Here is a 19,963-nt window from a genome sequence, read left to right on the forward strand (position 1 = left end):
ATTTAGCTTTCCTGTATTGGAATACAAATTTCCGCCCGGATATTTCCTCTGTCATCTATCTCCGAGTGATAGATTTCCAGCATCGGCCTGTTATCAAGTTTATATTGGCAATAAGGCAACCATAATGAAACGATTTCATTGAAGGCCAGGATAAATTTATTTAATTTATCGTAGAAATCATAACAAGCATACAGCCCTGACGGAATCCGGTGGACATTTACACTGGTCGGTTTATCAACTGCTATACACATATCATACATGCAGTGATCTTCATTGGCTATGAGCGGATCGTCATACGAAATACCCACAAAAAGATAATCTTTATCAAGTAGACATTGCTTTTCCATTTCTTTGCAAAAAAGGTCCCAAGCCTCTTTTAGATCTCTTGTATAGTTGCAAATAACCCGCTTATACATTAAATTCATGCCTTCTATTCTTTTTATCCGCATTTTTGCAGAAATTTCTTCAAAGGCATGCTCGTCTTTCTTCATATTGCGAATATGCTCTGCAACAGCTGCAAATGAATCCTTGAACGGTACATCATTCATTTTTCGATAATCAGAGGCACTTACATCAAAGTATTGTTTAAAAGCAGAAGCAAAATTTGACGGACTATAACCGGATTCTATCGCAATGGTTGTAATGGGCCTGCTTTTTGCAGCCCGCAGCTTGAAGGCAGCACTTTCGAGCTTTATTCTTTTAATAAAAGAATATATATTTTGACCAACAGTCAGCTTAAATACTCTATTGAAATAATACTTTGAGAAACAGCATTGTTCTGCTATTTCTTCCACTGTCAAACTCTTATCCAGATTCTGATATATATAGTTTATAGCCTGATTTATGCTCATAAGATAATCGCTAGGCAAAATGCTTTTCCTCCTATCTTGGAATCTTTCGCTAATTAGGAACTATTATATCTCATTAAAAAATATCTGCCTAATTGTATTACAAATAATTGACAAAAATATATTTGTATGATACAAATATTAATAGAGAGAAGGGAGTGAAAAATATAATTAGTGAAGAAGAAAAATATAATCGATGTATAGAAGATATTGGCGAGTTGTTGCAAAAGGCAGTACGAACTTTTCAAGTTTTAGAGAGAAAACAAATTAAGGTACACGGTTTTACCAGTTCGCAGTGTTATATATTACTGGAAATATATAAACACCAGACACTTTCTATTAATGAGATTAGTGAAAAAATGCATCTTGAGATTAGTACTATTACTAGAATTATGAACAATTTAGTTCGGGATGAGCTGATTCTTCGTGAAAGATCTATATACGATAAAAGGGTTGTCGAGGCTGTTCTCACGGAGAAAGGTAAAGCGGTTGCTCTGGGACTTAAGAAAAGTATTGAGAATTATTATAGGGACATCATTTCTAACTTGCCACGGGGGCATGTTCGCGAAGTTATGGATGCGGTAGAATTGCTTGTAGCCGCTTTAGAGAAAGCTAAGTAGTAAAGATTAAAAGTATGTACTGGTGATAACGTATATTTGTATAATACAAATATACTGGAATTAATAGGAGATAAAATGATTGAAGGGTTATAATCAAATCAATAAGAGAAAGGGGTACTAGTATATGGAAAATTTTATTCAGCAATTATTTGCGGAGCGAGTTGGCGGAAGTAAATTTGGGAATGATGCCATACTTTACAAATTTGAGAAAATAAAAAAAGCCAAAAGAGAGGCGCTTAAGAACAATCCCAATTTGGAATTGATTGATCTTGGAGTGGGTGAACCAGATTGGATGGCGGAGAAGGAAGTTGTCGAAGTATTATACAACCAAGCGAAGTTGAGAGAAAATAGAGGATATACCGACAATGGTATCTGGGAATTTAAGGATGCGGCTGTTCATTATATGGAGAAGGTTTATCAAGTTTATGGTCTTAATTCAGTTAATGAAGTGAATCATGGGATTGGATCGAAGTCAATTTTGGCGCTTCTGCCGCTGGCTTTTATTAATCCTGGTGATATTACTATTATGACTGTACCCGGATATCCTGTTATGGGGACGATGACAAAGGCTTTAGGGGGAGAAGTGGTTAATTTACCACTTTTAGCTGAAAATAATTATTTACCTAATTTAGATTCTTTGACCTTAGAACAACGCCGTAAAGCAAAATTGTTGTATATTAACTATCCTAACAATCCAACGGGAGCTACAGCGACTAAAGAGTTCTTTGAAAAAGTCGTAGAGTTTGCCCAAGAAAATAAGATTATTGTCGTATCAGATGCTGCTTATGCGGCGCTTACTTTTGATGGAGAGCGTCCGCTTAGTTTTTTATCTGTTAAAGGTGCTAAAGATGTTGGGATAGAAGTTCACTCGTTATCTAAAGCATTCAATATGACTGGCTGGCGACTTGCGTTCGTGTGTGGTAATGAATGGGTAATTAAAGGCTTCGCAACTGTAAAAGATAATAATGATTCTGGTCAGTTTGCTGCCATTCAAATGGCGGGCGTTTATTGTCTACAGCATTCTGAAATAACGGAAAAAACAGCTTTGAAATATTCCCGCCGTCATACTTTGTTGGTAAATGCACTGAAACATATTGGTTTCTCAGTAAGCAAGCCAAAAGCGTCATTTTATCTGTATGTGGGCATTCCAAAACGCACTAAAAATGGAAGACGTTTTATATCAGCAGAAGATTTTTCGGATTTCTTAATTAGAGAAAAATTAATTTCGACTGTTCCCTGGGATGATGCAGGGGCATATATTAGACTTTCCGTTACCTTTGATGCAAAAGATGAAGTCGAAGAAGAGAAGCTTATTGCTGAAATAGTGCGCCGCTTTGATGAGGTTGGTTTTATTTTCGAATGAGTGGAGTTAAAAAAGGTGGGGGAGCATGAATCGGTCTCGTTTAATGGGATTGTTGGCCATTTTCTGCACTACTGTACTTTGGGGATTATCTTTTGTCAGTATCAAGGTAACGGTGGCTGTGATTCCACCAATGACTTTGGCGTTTCTGCGTTTTTTAATTGCTTCAGTTATTCTTTTATTTCTACTTAAAAGAATGGAGCCTGACACGAGACTGGCCAGGGTGGATATGCCATTAATGGCCCTGTCTGGACTGCTTGGCATCACAGCATTTAATAATTTTCAAAACATAGGTATCAAAATGACTACAGCCTCGTCAGCTTCAATGATTATTGCGGCAATACCCATGTTCACAGTTGTAGGGGAATTTTTAATTTTTAAAACAAGGCTGTCTTTATTGAAGATAATTAGTGTAATATTATCCGTAGGTGGAGTGTATTGTATTGTCGCTTTTTCACAACAAGAATCAACAGATGGCTTTTTAGGCAATATATTTATGGTTGGTGCAGCTGTTGCTTGGGTTGCATACACTTTAATAACAAGACCTTTGAGTATGCGATATTCCCAGTTAGCGGTAGTTACATACCAAATTATTTTTGGTACATTGGCATTGATTCCTTTCACATTTTTTGAATCTTGGGAATGGCAATCTGTTGACTGTTTCATTATTCTTCACTTGATTTATTTAGGCTTTTTTTGTTCAGCCTTAGCAAATTATCTTTATGTATATGCAAAGGGAGTATTAGGGGTTAGCAGTGTCTCCTTCTTTATCAATCTTATACCGGTTATTTCAGTAATCGGTGGATTTACTATTTTGCAGGAGCCAGTAAGTAAATTGCAAATGTTAGGCGGGGCTATTATTTTGTTTTCAGTATATATTGCCAATCGTAATGTAGAAAAAGCAACTGAATTAAGTGAATAATTTTACCTGCTTGTTATCGTATTCCAGGATTAACTGGTGACGGGATTCAAATGGCATGGGATGCAGGAGCGGCTAGAGATCGTATGATCGTATGGATGGAGCCATTGTCCGCGAAGGTGATAAGCTTGGTGTACCTACACCGGTGAATAAAACTCTCGTGGCTGACGTGAAAGGCATCGAATACGTCATGTTTGAAATAGAACAGACTGTAGTGGTCCTTGATTGTCATTTTAGCCTTAACTAGTACTGCAGCTAGCATATTTTTTAGGAGAAATGCCAACTGCTTTGTTAAAAGCTTTTAAGAAATTACTATAATCGTTAAAGCCGCATTTTTCACAAACCTCGCTGATGCTTAAGTCCGTCATTAATAAAGATTTTGCTATGGTAATACGGCGGGCATTAATGTACTTGTTAATAGTGGTACCGGTGGTTGCCTTGAAAATTCTGCATATATAAGAGGTGCTAATATAAAATTGTTCTGCCAAATGTTCAACGGTAAGGGGGTCGGTAATATGTTGATCAATGTAGGAAAGAATTTTTGACACTTGCTGATGGTATTGAAAGTTAGAATCGTCTATTTCTGAAAAATTATTATTGATAAATAAACTATTGATCATAAGCATGAGTTCCATAAAGGCTACCCGTTCGATTATATCGCTCCCAAATTCATTGGTTGTAGTTATTTTACCGACGAAATAAAGAAAGCGCTGCTGCTGTTCTTTCGTTAATGAAATACGATGATTAAATACTTGACTCCGTTCAGTAAAACAATAGTCAAGATTTGTTTTTTCAGTGGAAATTTTTTTCGCAAAGTCAGGATGGATGGAAATAACAATACGTTCATGCACCATATCAGTATTTGGAGTTAGATAATGGCTTTCAAATTGATTGATGACAAATAAGTTGCCTGGATTAATATCATAAAAGCGATTATCAATCAAAAATTGTTTTCCGCCGGAAATAGAATAATATATTTCATAACAATCATGGATATGCATATCCATGGTTTTTTCTTCATTATGTAAATGGGCAATGGAATAGTATTTGCTTTTCAGACATTCTGAAATTGCTAATTTACATGATGTAAATTTTTCCATAGCACTTACATCCTTTCTTTATCTTATTTATATATTTCAGTATACTTAAAAAATTCAATATATGCAATATTTATACGATAAAATGCCATAATTATGAAATAATGGTATGTTATACTTACTGCGTAAATTGATATAAGCTTAATAAAGTCATGTGATTTAAAATAGAAAGAGATGTGCTGCTAGTACCTATTAGTAAGGGTTTTAAAAGTCAACGAGGAAGCGTAGGCTTGCCGTTGACTTTTATCTTTAAGTGAAATAAAATTTACATGATGAACCAGTTTTTGGTGCATTGTTCCATGGCCAGTTAGTGATGAGAAGTAATTTGAGGGGGGAGATTTTGTGGAGTTATTGACAGTCAACCAAGAACTCTGTGTGAAATGTGGGATTTGTGCTGAGGTATGTCCTAACGGAATTATTGGTATGTCGGCGGAAGGACCGCAAATGCTTTATGAACCGGCGTGTATTGCTTGTGGACATTGTACGGCGGTTTGTCCAGTAGCGGCCTTGGATAATGTAAAAGCACCATTGAGCAAGCAAGTAAAGCTTGATCAATATCCGGTGATTAACACAGAGACTGCCTATGCTTTTTTACGATCACGTCGTTCGATACGCAACTATAAGAAAGATAAGATTGCCCAGGAGAAAATCTTGCAACTTCTTGATATTGCCAGATTTGCACCTTCAGGCTGTAATTCACAGGGGTTATCCTATGTTGTAATCGAAAACCCTGAAAAACTCAAAAAAATAACTGAAGCAACGATAGAATGGTTGGAAAAGCAAATTGAGACTAATGTAGAATGGGCAAAACCCTTTGCCGGGTTAGCAGAAGTTTATCGTAAGACAGGCGTTGATGTTGTGTTGCGTGAGGCTCCTTATTTAATAGTAGCTACTGTACCGCAAGAGTTTTCGCTCGGACACGATAATGCACGGTTTTCTCTTGAATATGTAGAATTGTATGCTGCTGCTATGGGGTTGGGAACTTGCTGGGCAGGCTTTGTGGAAATAGCGGCAGGTGCTCAATATAAACCTATTTTGGAAGCTATGGAGATACCGGATGGATTTGCAGTTGCCGGGGTAATGATGTTGGGGTATCCTAAACATACATATCAACGGTTGGTTGATAGAAATCCCATAAAAGTAACATGGCTTGCGTAGACATATAAATATACATTACACGATTCACCAGCTAAATCAGATTTTTTTACAATAATAGGAACGGCTCTTTGTCTAGTAAAGGACAAAGAGCCGTTTCGTAGTTAGGTCATAAAATATATTTATCATAAATTAACCCATCCACGGTAAACCATCCCGCCGGCAGAATTTCGGCGAGTATCGGTAGCGTGGTCCCCAGATCATTGACAGCTTGGCGGACGCTCGCAATTTTGATTGGCTCATTCCTAAATTATGCGGTAAGCGGCTAACATTTTTTGCTAAGATTTCGGCGGAGATCTACTCGATTGATGAAGATCCCGAGAATATTTTTCTTAGAAAATCATATTTTGCACTAATCATGGTGAATAACATTGCTCTTTATTGTAAAAAAGAACAGCATTATAATTAAAAACAAAAACCTTGTGCAGCATAAAGTTTCTACCGGAAAGAAGGATTGAAAAATGCTTACTTATCGTTGTCGTCAGATTTTGAAAAGGATTATTGACGCAAAGCGTCCTTTACGGGTTGCCGAACTGGCAGAAGAATTGCAAGTTAGCGTCAGAGCGATTAAATATGATTTGGACACAATCCGGTTATGGCTGCAAAAAGGAACTAGTCAATGTGTACATTTAAAATCTAAGCCACACAAAGGGGTGTGGTTAGAAGGTGATGAAAGTGAACTTAATAAGTTAACTTGTGTGATAGCCGAAGAAGAAGGACCCAATATGCTTCTCAATCAGGAAGAGCGGATGAAGTATATTATACTTGAAATGCTAGTTGCTGATGGTTATACCACGATTAATTGGCTCATGAGTAAGACAGGAGTCAGTCGCAATACAATTGTGAGTGATCTTAAAAAAGTGGAACAATTTTTAAAATGTTGGAATATTCAGCTAGATGGAAAAGCCCATCGGGGAATGAGCATTAAAGCAGCAGAAGTTGATTTACGTGTAGCACTAGAATATTTAATACAAAGTTTTTTTAGTAGCAGTGATATGGCTTATTTAATGCAAAGTCTTTCTCAGAATAGAGAAATTCCTGTTCGTATTGGACAAGTCATTGAGAAATTTCTTTTGCAATATCAAGATATCCATGTGGTTTATCAAACAGTTAAGTGTATTATCAGGCAAGGTTGGGATGGAAAAACGCCAGTCTCGGAGCGGGTTATTCTTGGTTTGTTTATTCGTGTTTGTGTTGTAATTCAGAGACTTAAAAGTAAACACGAGTTGCTTTTTTTTACAGTAAGTATGCAGAAAATTGAAGAAAATTCCTTATATCTCTTAATTCAAGAAGAATGTACTCTTTTATCTAGTTGCTTAGGAATTGAGATACCGGAGGAGGAAGTCCAATATATCTGGTTGCAACTGCATGATGGTTTAGGTCAGGGGATGCCGGAAATCAGTATTCATGGACAGCCATTGGTTATGACAACGATTACTACGGAAATTATTGCTGGTGTAAGTGCGTTAGCGCAGGTACCTTTCTATGAAGAAATTGAGTTGTTTGATAGTCTTATGGCTCACTTGACTGATCGATTGGCTAAGTATCAGCATCGGGTGCTGGATCCAAATCCGCTGGTGACAGAGGTTATTCACAACTATGGGAAAATGTTTGATTATGTCAAAGTGATTTGTCTAAGAACGTTGAGTGTGTTTAATATCGTTCTTAGTGATGATGATTTGGCTTATATTGTTCTTCATTTTCAGGCGGCATATGAACAAAGATTTAAGCATCATAAATATAAAGCCTTAGTGGTATGCGGCACTGGGCGGGGAAATGCGCGACTTTTAAAAGTCCGCTTGGAAAACGAGATTAAGAGTTTACATGTGATTGGTTGTTATTCGGTATTAGAAGTAGATAAAGCTTTGGATAATTATTCTGTCGACTTGGTTATCAGTGTCTTGCCGTTGGATATAGTCCATCAAACAGTAATTATTAATGCCTTACCTACTGAAAGCGACATCCAGGCAATTTACAATGTGTTGGAAAAGATTGAGCCTCATCATTTGGAAACATTAGATTGTAAAACTAGACAGCAAAGTCGTTTTCTTGAGACATTGTCAATGATTCGTGCAAGTATCAATCCGCATGATTTGTTATTTGCGGAAAACATGTCTCGGGAAATTATCAATCAGGGTATTCAGATTGCATCCTTGTTAGTCATGCAATTTAAACAGCACCTTACGGAACAAGCTATGTTTGGTTTAACAGTTCACATTTTGCTTATGGTAAATCGGTTAGCGTTTGGTTCACCATATGAGGAACCTGATATTGACAGTTCAACCGAAAATGATCATTTAGCTAAATTCAGACAGCAGTTAGTTGATATTTTAAGTGAAAACTATCCGGATATACCTGATGGCGAAATAAGTGCGATTTTACGATATTTTTCATAATGATGACAGTCTAATAATCATTGGGAGTTGATTAGATGATAACTGATTTTATTATTAAGAACGGCACAGTAGTTGATCCGTCCAGCGGAATGTATGGAAGATATGATGTAATGGGTAGCGACGGGAAAATTACGGCAATTTATCCAAATACGATGGATAAATCGGCGCCGAATGAGATTCGAGTCATTGATGCTGAAGGGTGTATTGTTACGCCAGGATTAATTGATATTCATACTCACGTTTTTCCACAGAGAGCAGTGATAGGGATTGAGGCTGATCAAATTGGTGTGAATCAAGGAGTGACTACACTGGTGGACGCCGGTAGTGCTGGGGCGGATACTTTTGCTCCTTTCGTTGCCGAAGTGGTTGAGAAGAGTACGACTAGGGTGCTTTCTTGGCTAAATATTGCCAATGCTGGATTGTGTGGCAGCCATTCAGAATTAGCAGATCTCACGGGAATCAATACGGCCTATACTGCGGAAGTAATTCGGCAAAACCCGCTGATTCGAGGCGTAAAAGTTCGCATGAGTAGTTCGGTTTTAGGCGCTAGCGGTTTAAAACCGCTGGAAATAGCCAAACAAGTGGCCAAGGAGGTACAGCTTCCTGTAATGGTGCATGTGGGGAATGGGCCACCTGCTTTAGGTAATATTCTGGATTTGTTAGAGGAAGGCGATGTAGTGACACATGCTTTCCATGGTAAAAAAGGCGGTATATTTAATGAAGAACTGGAACTGATTCCACAAGCGGAAAAAGCGTTGTCCCGTAAGGTTCTGTTTGATGTAGGGCATGGAACAGATAGCTTTAGTTTTCAAACGCTAAAAGTCGCTAAAGCTGCAGGAGTTAATCCGTATACTATCAGCACTGACCTTTATGGTAAAAATTACCGCGGACCAGTATATAGCCTGGCAACGACGATGTCGAAATTTCTGACACTTGGATATTCGTTACAGGAAGTGGTTGCAGCAGTAACGGTTGCTCCCGCTAAGGTATTAGGGTTGCAGGATAGCTTAGGTGTTTTGGCGGTGGGAAGAAGTGCTGATATTTCTATTTTGAAGATAGTCGAAGGGGAGTTTCGTTTTGTTGATTCAGTGAAAAATTGTCTGGTTGGCCAGCAGTTGCTGCGGCCCAAGTACACAATACGATTAGGAAAGGTTTGGAAATGTATATGACTGGTGAAATTATACAATTGGTAGATCAAGAAATTAAGTTAGCAGACAATGAACTGAATGATTTCAAAACGCTGATAGAGGCAGCAACAAAGGCAGCGCAAGATGTGCAGCTAGTTATTTCAGAGGAACGTTTATTGCGTTTAGGTGTCCATCTTGTAGCTGTGATTCGCCGAGCCAATAGCGGGGAAGTTTTACCACCCGTAGACGAGATTATGTTACAGCAGGTAGCAGCAGATATGCATGATCTTGCCCGAAAAGTATTAGGTGCGACTCTGGTAACTATGCCTTGTCAGGAAGATAGTACAGAAGTATTATTGCTGGCCGTCCATTTTGCGGCAGCAAAAGAAAGTATCTAAAGGAGGGTAATTTATGGAAAAGGTAAAAGTGGTAATTGGAGATCGCTTAGGTAAAGGGCAAAAAGTAGCCAAAGGTGTAGAGCAAGCGGGTGGTATACCTATTTTGATTCCCGGTGTTGCTGCTGATATGAAGCTGGCTGACATTATGCATAAGGAAGCGGCTGATTTCGGTATTTCTTTTTGCGGTAGCGGCGGTGCCGGCGCTATTACGGCAAAAACTAAATATGGCTATGACGTAGCATTTGGCCTGCGTTCTGTGGATGCGGGTGTTACGGCTATACGAGAAGGTAAAAAGGTTGTCGGTTTTGGTTTTATGGATACAGAAGAATTGGGACGGCGGCTGACAGAAGCGTATATTAAGCTGCAGAGCAAATAGGGGCACATGATGTTAAAAAAAATGGAATACGGCTTAACAGTAACGGGTAGTGGTGAAAGCAAAGAGAAAGCATTTCATAATATTTTTTCTCAATTAAAGCCTATGATCGCGAAGGACTTCTCGGATAATATTGTTATTCGTATTGAGCCCAAAGATGTTGAAATAGAGGCAGCCATAGAGGAAACGTATACGGAACGATTTTTCGGCTTGTTATTTCCTCGCCAGAGAAAATATTTTAGCATTACCGCTCATGTTACTATGCATTTGCATTTCATTGAATTAGCAAAAGTTCCTTTTGAACAGAAAACTGAAAAAGTATCATTTGTACAAAGAGTATTGCATAGGAGATAAAATAATTTTTTGGAGGTAGAAGATGGACACATTAGCTATTATTTTTGAGTCAATTATTATTGGCGCATTAATTGGCTTCGCAGTTGGAGCTGGGGCAGCACGGATGTTTCATGCACCGAGTGTTCAGGGAATGGGAGCATTTCGGACATTTGGCGAACTGAATGCCTGTGAAGGCGATCCATTATCTCATTTTTCTTTTGGTTTAGGTTTTCTCTTTAACTCTTGGGCATCTGTTGTTGGTGCTGGAGCTTTCACGCAGGATGTAGAGCACAGGATTATTCCTAACTGGGCGGCAGCAGCGCTACTATGGAAAAATCGCAATGTGGCGGAAACGCTGCATAATCCCAAAAAAATGGCGTTTATTGGCACAGTAATTGGAGCGGTTTTGGTTGCGCTAATGAATTCTACAGCGGTAGCCATTCCTGCTTCACTACAAGCTGTTGCTACTAAAGTTCTGGTGCCTGCCGCTAATTGGCTGATTAATCCAGTGATGCCGATTGTTTTCTGGATTGCCGCCATTGATGCGGGTGAAAGAGCGGGTATGTGGGGGACAGTATTAGGCGGTTTGGCACATCTAATCATGGGAAATGCTGTGCCAGGTGTTGTGCTAGGAATTCTGATTGGCAAAGGTGTTGACGATTTAGGGTGGAATAGCATCACGAAGACACTTTTGACGGCAATAATTATATTATTTATTGGAAGTGCCTTTTTCCGTGGATTTGATGCCAAATTATTAACTGACTTCCATATGGGTGTACCAGCCTGGTTAATCGAAGTTCATAAAATGTTTGGATCGGTGGTGAAATAATATGGAAACTACAGAGACAACGAATCAACAAACAGGTTTTTGGTATTCGGAGTGGGCATTTGCCTTATTTGTTGCTATGATTTCAGCGGGGATTTTTGCCGGAACGCATATGTATTATGTGTATCATGTGGGGGCGTTCAATGATATTGCTATCGTGGCCATGCTGCAAGCGGGGATCGAAGGGGGTAGTTATGGGCCAGCAGCAGCTTTTGGCGCCAGCTTTCTGTTCGCAAGAGTTCTAGAAGGCCCATTAGTCGGTATTTTAGATATTGGAGGAGCCCTGCAGACCGGTGTTGGTATCGGCATTCCAGCTATTTTGCTGGGGATGGGGGTGACAGCGCCATTATCCTCATTTCCATTAGCCTTGCTTACGGGAGCTGTGATTGGACTAATCATTGGTGCGGTTATTGTGTTAATTCGCAAATTTACGTTTAGTGAAAATCAATCCACTTTTGGCGCTGATGTCATGATGGGTGCCGGAAACGCATCAGGCCGCTATTTGGGACCGCTTATTGTCATTTCAGCAACGATGGCTTCTATTCCGGTAGGAATTGGCTCTATTTTAGGGGCGGCTATTTTTTACGCATGGAAAAAACCTATTGCCGGCGGTGCTGTGCTGGGTGCCATGGTGTTGGGGGCTTTATTCCCTATTCTTACAAAATAAGTATGATGGGCTAATCTTAGCTAGGATGAATTTAAATATAGATTAGCCCAAATAAATTAACCCGTTTTGGAGGTATAGACAAATGAATGTTTACCAAAAGTTTGGTTTACGGAAAATTGTGAATGGCAGTGGCAAGATGACTGTGTTGGGAGCCAGTGCTGTACAGGCGGAAATAGCTCAGGCCGTGAGTGAAGCCACCATGGATTATGTACTGATTGAAGAGCTAATGGAAACGGCTGGTCGAAAAATTGCGGAAGCGACTGGTGCAGAAGATGGTTGTCCTACCGCTGGGGCTGCACCGGGAATCGCTATTGCTATCGCGGCGGCGATTACGGGGAAAAATCTGACCCTGATTGAAAGAATGCCGAACAGTGAGGGCCTGAAAAACGAAATTATTCTGCAAAAAGGCCATTCGGTTCATTTTGGTGCACCAATTGCTCAGATGATTACTTTGGGCGGTGGCAAGGTGGTAGAAGTCGGTCAAGCTAATCATGTGGAAAGATGTCATATTGAGCAGGCTATTACTGACAAAACTGCAGCCCTATTTTATATAAAATCGCATCATGCTGTACAAAAAGGGATGCAGTCTATTGAAACTATGGCGGCTATAGCAAAAGAGAGAAATATTCCGTTTATTATTGACGCCGCAGCGGAAGGTGATTTTAAAAAGTATTTTTCCAAGGGTGCGGATCTTGTTGTCTATAGTGGCGGTAAGGCATTGGAGGGGCCAACGAGCGGTTTTATCTGCGGAAAAACAGAGTTGATTCAAGCTTGTCGCAAGCAGTACAAGGGCATTGGTCGGGCGATGAAAGTGGGTAAAGAATCTATCATTGGCCTAATGACAGCACTAGAATTATATGATAAGAAGACAGATGATTCAAAATCCCAGATTGAACGAATGACTTGGTTAATCAATCAGTTTAATGCTGTTTCTGGGATACAGGGTGAAATTGTTCAAGATGAGGCGGGACGGCCTATTTATCGGGCAGAACTTACTATTGATGCTAAAGTAATCGGCAAAGATGCTTTTGCTATTATTAAAGAATTGGAAGCAGGCAATCCGGCCATTTACACTCGTAATTACTATGCCAATCTAGGTAAAATCAGCATTGACCCCCGTCCTTTATTGCCAGGGCAGGAAGAGTTAATCGCGGCTAAGATTAAGAAAATTATCAGCAACAAATGAAGGGGGAAAAATTATGTCAAATCGTCCAACTATTAAATTAAATGTATTAGCGAAAGACCTTAATAATGCGAAAAGTATTACGGAAGCAGCTAATGGTCAGGTATATATTGGCCTTATGGTAAAGAACTTTGCCAGTGTTAATGAGGCTGTGAAAATGGTTAACCAATATCAAGAGGCTAAAATCAATGTATCTGTTGGTTTGGGGGCAGGAGACCCGGCTCAATGGCGTAAAGTGGCTGATGTAGCTGCAAAAACGAAACCAGCTCATGTGAATCAGGTTTTTCCTGCAGCTGGTTATACTATCGGGGTACTGGAAAGCGTGGGCAGTACACACACGCTTGTCAATGCATTGATTGCTCCCAGTGGTATGCCGGGTAAAGTGAGTGTTCTTACTGGTCCAGATAGCCAAGCTTATCAAGAATATGTATCTTGTGATGCGGCAGCAACCCTGCTAAAAGAAATTGGAGTAAAGTCAGTTAAATTTTATCCCATTGGCGGAGATAAACATCTGGATGAAGTAGCAGCTATGGTTAAGGCGGCTGTAAAGCAGGGAATCAACATTTTTGAACCGACAGGTGGAATTGATGCCCATTCCGTATACAAGGTTGTAGAAACCTGTGTGGAAAATGGCGCACAAATTGTCATTCCACATATCTACACCGCATTTGCGGACAAAACGACAGGATTAACGAATGCTAATGATGTTGCCGCATTGTTGCGTTCTTTTTAAGAAAAATGAATGTAAATCAACAGCTTATTCGATTAGTTGCTCTTGATTTAGATGGTACTCTGCTGGATAGTCACAAGAATATTCAAGCGTAAACAATTGAGGCTATTAAAGCGGTTAGAGAAAAAGGCGTCAAGGTAACTTTGGTGACAGGGAGACCGTTAGTGTCTGCTCTGCCGTTTGCTAAATTGCTGAATTTGGATCTTCCTTTAATCACCTATAATGGTGCCTGCATTTCTTCCTATCCAGAGGGCCAGATTATTGAAAAAACGCCTATTTCTATGGATGTAGCTAGAGAAATGTTTGGAGAATTGGAAGATGCCGGATATTACGTAAAGGTCTATATTGAGGATACCTTATATGTTGAAGAAACAACTCGCGCTGCGATAGAGTTTTCTGGAATTTTTGCCATACCTTTTGTGATTGATTAATGTAAAGATGAAACATAGCAAGGAGATGAAGTATGCTTAGCAAAGAATTTACTCTTACGAACAAAGGTGGTCTGCATGCCCGACCAGCTGGAGGTTTGGCGCAGCTTTGTACTGCGTTTCAGTCTAATATTAAGATAGAAATGAAACGGAAAACAGCAGATGCCAAAAGTATATTGAGTTTGATGACTTTAGGTGCGAATACAGGAACAAGCATTACTATTGTTATCGAAGGCAATGATGAGCGGGAAGCGATGAATAAAATAATTGATTTTTTATCCAATCTAGTTGATTAGTGTATTTTTAAAAATAGAGAAAGTAGATCTACAGTATCCATTTGGATGCGCCTCCTTTGTTCAGAGTTATGCGGTCGGCAAACCTGCATTTATTCTATTAAAGGATGTGCCTTTTTTCGAGACGAATAGCTGTAAGCAACTCCCGTTCTGTGAGGGTTGCGCTACGTGAGGTGTGCTTCTACTCGATCTTCCACTAGCTAAATCAGATTTTTTTACAATAATAGGAACGGCTCTTTGTCTAGTAAAGGACAAAGAGCCGTTTCGTAGTACTTTGAGGTCATAAAATATATTTGTCATAAATTAACCCATCCACGGTAAACCATCCCGCGGCTAATATCGAGAGTTACCTGTTCATCTTCCAACAGTAGGTCTGTAGCGTCGGTAGCTCCTACAATTGCCGGTTTGTTTAAGGTTAGGCAGGCGATAGCTGCATGGGATGATAGGCCGCCTTCCTCTACTACCAGGGCTGCGGCTTGATTAATCAGCTTAACGTGCGTGGCTTCCGTAGCCGGGATGACGACAATTTTGTTGGCGACCGATTTCTTTGTATTATATAGTGACTTAATAATAGTAACTCGGCCACTGATTATACCATCGCCTATCCCTTGCCCCCGAAGGATTACGTCCCCTACAACGGACAATGTTACCGTGTTGGCCGCAGTTACTATATCTGTACTGCTAGTGACGCCGACGATTAAATCGCCGTCGCCAATAAACTCTGAGCGCATGGCAGTACGTATTGCCACGTCCATTACGTCGTCCTGACGCAATGGACGTAGTGTCAGAAGAGGCCAAATCCCCCAAGCAAGTTTTAGCCGACGGGCAACACGGGTATCTGGCGTTACTGCCAACACTGGCACCGCAGGACGGAACTTAGATAGTAGCCGCGGCAGGAAGCCGGTTTGGCTCGGGACGATAAAGGCTATAGCTTTTACCGCAACCGCAGCGTGCAGCGCCGTTGAGCAGAGTGCGTTAGCCAAAGGACTGGCCACTATCCTTCCCAGACATTGTTCATGTCGAAGAGTATTTCGTTCCTCTTCAATTTCCCTGGCTTTTATCCTTAACAAATGAATGACATTCGCCAAATGATCTGGATTCGTTCCGTCGGATGAGAGGGCAACGCCATCAAATTGCCAGGAATCGGCCAAGGAAACCAACTCTCTGTACTTTTCGTTGGATCCCTGTAATTCAGCAGTTTTGGCGGCTAAAAAAATTAATTTACCTGTGGCAGCTCCTTGGCGCAATATATTTGTCAAAGCATCCCTAGTTGAGCCACTGGGACAGGGAAAATCTATAATGGATCCGTCGGTGACGCGTAAAATATCCTCCGTGTCCTCAGGCGAGCTAAGTCTAGCGAAAACCGCCGTGCTTACGCCCTGTTCCTCAATCATCCTACGTGCTTCGAGCAAAGCCTCAGTTCCTGAAGCGGGGCGAACAATTATTGCGTCTACATTGGCAATTATTGCAAGCTTTATTTCGTTTACGATATCGGTCCCAGGCAGAATTTCGGCGAGTATCGGCAGCGTAGTTCCCAGATCATTGACAGCTTGGCGGACGGCTCGCAATTTCTTGTTCCATTGCCCGCTATCTGAAGTGCGCAGTATGATGCCGTCAATGCCTGCTGCCAACAACCGTTTAAAAGCTTTAATGTTCCAGGCTTCGTCAACTGTCACCACAAATTTGGCTGCACAGCGGGCGGAGCTGTCTTTGAATAGCGTGGTTGGGTTTCCGATTACATAATAGCCGCTGCCGCCCCTTGCTTCCACTACCCCCGCGTAAGCAAGGGCTGCCAAAGCCTCACGTACAGTGGAGCGGCTAGAGCCAAACCGGTTGCAGAGTTCTTTCTCACTGGGCAGTTTTTCTCCCGGCTTGTACTTGCCCTCATCTAACTCTTTGTGTAGTTGTTCAATAATTGCTAAATAACCTTTAGGTAGGAAGTTATCACCATCGTTGGTCAACCGGTATTCCTCCCTTGTTTGGAAAACGACTCCATGGAATTACTCTAACTATATCATATTTTTAGCTGAAAATGGGATTGTCCACATAATTGTTTAAAAAATTCCAAATATTTTTTGTCCATTAGTTGTATTCAAGGAAATAGAGAAGTATAATTGAGATGGGAAAATATGTATGACAAGTTAGGCGTAATAAGGGTATTCCAGTTAATTGGTCTGACAAATTATAAGTTAAGGAAGTGATGGTTGTGGCACTTGACGTATTGGGAGATGTGTTGCAGGGATATAGCAGGCAACTTTACAGGAACATCCCTGTGCCCAAACTGGTAGAAATGGCTCTGGCCCGTGGTGAGGGTACTTTGACTACCAGTGGAGCTTTACGGGTGGTAACCGGAAAATACACGGGTCGTTCTCCTGATGACAAGTTTATCGTGGAGACGCCTGATCTGGCTGACGAACTTTGGTGGCAGAACAATAAAAAAATAAGTGTAAAGGCGTTCGAAGGACTGTACCAGAAGGTTGTTGATTACCTCAAAAGCAAGGATTTGTTTATTTTCGAGGGCTCTGCAGGGGCGGATTCTGCTTATGCCATACCGGTACGTGTTGTGAACGAGTTTGCTTGGCAAAACATTTTTGTAAGACAGCTCTTTGTTAGGTCGGGGGAGAAATACGGAAGTACCGATCCATTGGGATTTACGATTCTTGCGGCGCCGGGATGTACTGCCGACCCAGCGATCGACGGCACTTATTCCGAAGCTTTTGTTGTCATCAATTTTTCTCAGCGAGTGGTTCTGATCGGTGGCACACATTATGCTGGTGAGATGAAAAAGTCTATTTTCTCTATCATGAATTACCTGCTGCCTAAGCAGAATATTTTGACGATGCACTGTTCGGCCAACAGGGGAGCCGACAACAAAGTAGCTTTGTTTTTCGGCCTGTCTGGTACAGGCAAGACGTCGCTTTCGGCCGACCCGGATCGCCTGCTGATAGGTGACGACGAGCACGGGTGGAGTGACAATGGCATTTTCAACATCGAAGGAGGATGTTACGCTAAGTGCATACATCTTAGCCATGAGAACGAGCCCCAGATATGGGAAGCGATAAAATTTGGCAGTGTCCTAGAAAATGTCAGTATGGATGAAGCAACACGGGAAGTAGACTACGATAGTGCGCAGATTACGGAGAATACCCGGGCTGCCTATCCTATTGATTATATCCCTAATAGCATTTATCCGGGTATAGGTGGACACCCGAGCACGATTGTCTTTTTGACCGCCGATGCATTCGGTGTTCTGCCTCCCATTGCCAGACTTAGCCCAGAACAGGCTATGTATTATTTCATGTCAGGCTATACCAGTAAATTGGCCGGCACAGAACTCGGGATAACCGAACCACAGGCCACTTTTTCCGCTTGTTTCGGTGCACCTTTTCTGCCATTACCGCCGCTGGTCTACGCCAATTTGCTTAGAGAGAAAATTTCGCAGTATCACACCCGGGTATTTCTTATCAACACTGGGTGGCAAGGGGGGACCTACGGAGTAGGTAAGCGAATCAGTATCCAACATACGCGGCGCATGGTTTCAGCCGCAATCAATGGTTACTTGGACTTCGTCGACTACGGGACGCACCCTATCTTTAACCTGGAAGTTCCAACCAAGTGCTCTGGCGTACCGGACGCTATTCTAATGCCTCAAAATACCTGGAATGACCCCAAGGCATACCAATTATCAGCCGAGCATCTTGCAGGCATGTTTCACAAAAATTTTGCCAAGTTTTCCGATATGCCTCTCGAAGTTATCCAATCAGGCCCGTTTCAGCATGTTGCAGCCCAGGTAGGATGAGCTACACTACAAGATAGGATTAAGAGGAATTCCGAATTAGTGGGAGGAATATGGATGCATGAATATAATAAGCTTAAAATCGTTGAAACGGTTTTAAGGGATGGGCAGCAGTCGTTGGCCGCTACCCGCATGCGAACATCAGATATGGTTCCCATGTTGGAACAGCTTGATAATGCGGGATTTTATGCCCTTGAAGCCTGGGGTGGAGCAACTTTTGACAGTTGCCTACGATTTTTGGGGGAAGATCCATGGGAACGCTTGCGCACGCTAAAAAGCTACCTAAAAAAGACCCCGATCCAAATGTTGTTGCGGGGACAAAATATTTTGGGTTACCAGCATTATGCGGACGACGTAGTCACTGAATTTGTTAACAGGGCTGTTGATAACGGCGTAAGGATCATTCGAATTTTTGATGCTTTAAATGATGTACGCAATCTGGAAGTATCCATGCAGGCGGCCAAAAAGGCTGGTGCCCATGTTCAAGGTGCTGTGGTATATACTATCAGTCCGTATCACACGGATGAAACCTTCCTGAAGGTTGCCCAAGAATTGGTGGAGCTAGGCGCGGATTCAATTTGTATCAAGGATATGTCCGGTTTGTTAGCACCTTATGCAGCTTATAATCTTGTAAAAATGTTCAAGACAGAACTTGCCGTTCCAATCAATTTGCATACCCATTATACCAGCGGAATGGCTTCGATGACTTATCTCAAAGCCATTGAGGCCGGGGTGGATATTATCGACTGTGCTCTATCTCCTTTTGCTCTGGGGACTTCCCAGCCAGCTACCGAGGCATTCATTGCAGCTTTAGAAGGAGCTGAGCGGGATACTGGTATTCATAAGGAGAAGTTATACCCTATTACGGATCACTTTCGGAATGTGAAAAAAGAACTGATTGAATCATTTAAGTTAAATACAGCCATTGATATTGATACGAAAGTATTATCATTCCAAATTCCCGGCGGCATGCTATCTAATTTGCTGAATCAAATGAAAGAGCAAGGCATGGCTGATAAGTATCCGGAATTAATTGAAGAGATGCCCAAAATACGGGCCGAGCTCGGCTATCCGCCGCTGGTTACTCCCACCAGCCAGATAGTCGGCTCCATGGCTGCTTTTAATGTAATGCTGGGACGGTATAAAATAGTGCCAGAAGAAATAAAAGATATTGTTCGCGGCAAGTATGGACGTACTCCAGTGGAGATTGATCCGGAGTTTAGAAAAATGATTATCGGTGACGAGTCGATAATTACCTATCGTCCGGCGGATGACATTGAGCCGCAGCTGGGTAAATTTCGTCAGGAACTTGCCCAGGCAGGCTATCCTAACGCTAATATGGAAGACGTATTGTCTTATGCTCTCTTTCCAGAAGTTGCGTTAACTTTCTTTAAGAATAAGAGTTAAAAAGCGT

At 41.2% G+C, this 19,963-nt stretch carries 20 protein-coding genes and 1 pseudogene; 17 read left to right on the plus strand and 4 right to left on the minus strand.

Features of this window, described 5'->3' with window-relative positions:
* Window positions 1-2: 2 nt before the first annotated feature.
* The gene (locus tag Ga0466249_RS01960; RefSeq protein ID WP_215827747.1) at window positions 3-869 is read right to left on the minus strand and encodes an AraC family transcriptional regulator; all 867 of its coding nucleotides are present in this window, start codon (window positions 867-869) and stop codon (window positions 3-5) included.
* A 137-nt stretch (window positions 870-1,006) separates the two neighbouring features.
* Between Ga0466249_RS01960 and Ga0466249_RS01965 the strand changes: the two genes are divergently transcribed.
* From Ga0466249_RS01965 to Ga0466249_RS01975, 3 genes are all read left to right on the plus strand, one after another.
* Window positions 1,007-1,468, plus strand: coding sequence for a MarR family winged helix-turn-helix transcriptional regulator (locus Ga0466249_RS01965; protein ID WP_312889683.1), 462 nt, complete (start codon window positions 1,007-1,009; stop codon window positions 1,466-1,468).
* Window positions 1,469-1,592: 124 nt separating this feature from the next.
* The gene (locus Ga0466249_RS01970; RefSeq protein WP_215827748.1) at window positions 1,593-2,831 is read left to right on the plus strand and encodes an LL-diaminopimelate aminotransferase; all 1,239 of its coding nucleotides are present in this window, start codon (window positions 1,593-1,595) and stop codon (window positions 2,829-2,831) included.
* A 43-nt stretch (window positions 2,832-2,874) separates the two neighbouring features.
* The gene (locus Ga0466249_RS01975) at window positions 2,875-3,750 is read left to right on the plus strand and encodes a DMT family transporter (protein WP_215827749.1); all 876 of its coding nucleotides are present in this window, start codon (window positions 2,875-2,877) and stop codon (window positions 3,748-3,750) included.
* 236 nt (window positions 3,751-3,986) lie between these two features.
* Here Ga0466249_RS01975 and Ga0466249_RS01980 read toward each other — a convergent pair whose 3' ends face one another.
* The gene (locus Ga0466249_RS01980; protein ID WP_215827750.1) at window positions 3,987-4,847 is read right to left on the minus strand and encodes an AraC family transcriptional regulator; all 861 of its coding nucleotides are present in this window, start codon (window positions 4,845-4,847) and stop codon (window positions 3,987-3,989) included.
* Window positions 4,848-5,186: 339 nt separating this feature from the next.
* Between Ga0466249_RS01980 and Ga0466249_RS01985 the strand changes: the two genes are divergently transcribed.
* From Ga0466249_RS01985 to Ga0466249_RS02040, 12 genes are all read left to right on the plus strand, one after another.
* Entirely contained in the window at window positions 5,187-6,002 is an 816-nt protein-coding gene (locus Ga0466249_RS01985; RefSeq protein WP_215827751.1) for a nitroreductase family protein, read from the plus strand.
* Window positions 6,003-6,460: 458 nt separating this feature from the next.
* A complete protein-coding gene (locus Ga0466249_RS01990; RefSeq protein ID WP_215827752.1) occupies window positions 6,461-8,395 on the plus strand; it encodes a BglG family transcription antiterminator in 1,935 nt (644 codons plus the stop codon).
* Between the two features lie 35 nt (window positions 8,396-8,430).
* Window positions 8,431-9,564, plus strand: coding sequence for an amidohydrolase/deacetylase family metallohydrolase (locus Ga0466249_RS01995; RefSeq protein WP_215827753.1), 1,134 nt, complete (start codon window positions 8,431-8,433; stop codon window positions 9,562-9,564).
* The gene (locus tag Ga0466249_RS02000; protein WP_215827754.1) at window positions 9,555-9,920 is read left to right on the plus strand and encodes a hypothetical protein; all 366 of its coding nucleotides are present in this window, start codon (window positions 9,555-9,557) and stop codon (window positions 9,918-9,920) included. The genes Ga0466249_RS01995 and Ga0466249_RS02000 overlap by 10 nt, the downstream gene beginning before the upstream one ends.
* A gap of 13 nt (window positions 9,921-9,933) precedes the next feature.
* Entirely contained in the window at window positions 9,934-10,296 is a 363-nt protein-coding gene (locus Ga0466249_RS02005; RefSeq protein WP_215827755.1) for an SFCGS family glycine-rich protein, read from the plus strand.
* Between the two features lie 9 nt (window positions 10,297-10,305).
* On the plus strand, window positions 10,306-10,647 hold the full coding sequence (locus tag Ga0466249_RS02010) for a DUF4312 family protein (protein ID WP_215827756.1): 342 nt from the start codon (window positions 10,306-10,308) through the stop codon (window positions 10,645-10,647).
* Window positions 10,648-10,669: 22 nt separating this feature from the next.
* Window positions 10,670-11,455, plus strand: coding sequence for a DUF4311 domain-containing protein (locus Ga0466249_RS02015; RefSeq protein WP_215827757.1), 786 nt, complete (start codon window positions 10,670-10,672; stop codon window positions 11,453-11,455).
* Window position 11,456: 1 nt separating this feature from the next.
* Window positions 11,457-12,119, plus strand: a complete 663-nt coding sequence (locus tag Ga0466249_RS02020; protein WP_215827758.1) for a DUF4310 family protein — start codon at window positions 11,457-11,459, stop codon at window positions 12,117-12,119.
* Window positions 12,120-12,201: 82 nt separating this feature from the next.
* The gene (locus tag Ga0466249_RS02025; RefSeq protein WP_215827759.1) at window positions 12,202-13,305 is read left to right on the plus strand and encodes a DgaE family pyridoxal phosphate-dependent ammonia lyase; all 1,104 of its coding nucleotides are present in this window, start codon (window positions 12,202-12,204) and stop codon (window positions 13,303-13,305) included.
* A gap of 13 nt (window positions 13,306-13,318) precedes the next feature.
* On the plus strand, window positions 13,319-14,035 hold the full coding sequence (locus Ga0466249_RS02030) for a KDGP aldolase (RefSeq protein WP_215827760.1): 717 nt from the start codon (window positions 13,319-13,321) through the stop codon (window positions 14,033-14,035).
* A 104-nt stretch (window positions 14,036-14,139) separates the two neighbouring features.
* The gene (locus Ga0466249_RS02035) at window positions 14,140-14,463 is read left to right on the plus strand and encodes an HAD hydrolase family protein (protein ID WP_312889692.1); all 324 of its coding nucleotides are present in this window, start codon (window positions 14,140-14,142) and stop codon (window positions 14,461-14,463) included.
* Between the two features lie 32 nt (window positions 14,464-14,495).
* Window positions 14,496-14,756: an HPr family phosphocarrier protein gene (locus tag Ga0466249_RS02040; protein ID WP_215827761.1), complete on the plus strand. Its 261-nt coding sequence runs from the start codon at window positions 14,496-14,498 to the stop codon at window positions 14,754-14,756.
* A 293-nt stretch (window positions 14,757-15,049) separates the two neighbouring features.
* Here the strand turns inward: Ga0466249_RS02040 and Ga0466249_RS02045 are convergent, their stop codons facing one another.
* Together Ga0466249_RS02045 and Ga0466249_RS27690 are read right to left on the minus strand one after the other, a co-directional pair.
* Entirely contained in the window at window positions 15,050-16,432 is a 1,383-nt protein-coding gene (locus Ga0466249_RS02045) for a pyruvate kinase alpha/beta domain-containing protein (protein ID WP_312889684.1), read from the minus strand.
* Window positions 16,433-16,501: 69 nt separating this feature from the next.
* Window positions 16,502-16,714 (minus strand): annotated as a pseudogene (locus Ga0466249_RS27690) (FadR/GntR family transcriptional regulator); the annotation flags it as partial.
* Between the two features lie 245 nt (window positions 16,715-16,959).
* Between Ga0466249_RS27690 and pckA the strand changes: the two are divergent.
* Together pckA and Ga0466249_RS02055 are read left to right on the plus strand one after the other, a co-directional pair.
* Window positions 16,960-18,552, plus strand: a complete 1,593-nt coding sequence (pckA, locus tag Ga0466249_RS02050) for a phosphoenolpyruvate carboxykinase (ATP) (RefSeq protein WP_312889685.1) — start codon at window positions 16,960-16,962, stop codon at window positions 18,550-18,552.
* Window positions 18,553-18,606: 54 nt separating this feature from the next.
* The gene (locus Ga0466249_RS02055) at window positions 18,607-19,956 is read left to right on the plus strand and encodes a pyruvate carboxylase subunit B (protein ID WP_215827764.1); all 1,350 of its coding nucleotides are present in this window, start codon (window positions 18,607-18,609) and stop codon (window positions 19,954-19,956) included.
* Window positions 19,957-19,963 lie beyond the last annotated feature (7 nt).

Origin of the sequence: Pelorhabdus rhamnosifermentans (assembly GCF_018835585.1) — a bacterium.
GTDB classification, from domain to species: Bacteria; Bacillota; Negativicutes; order UMGS1260; family UMGS1260; genus Pelorhabdus; species Pelorhabdus rhamnosifermentans.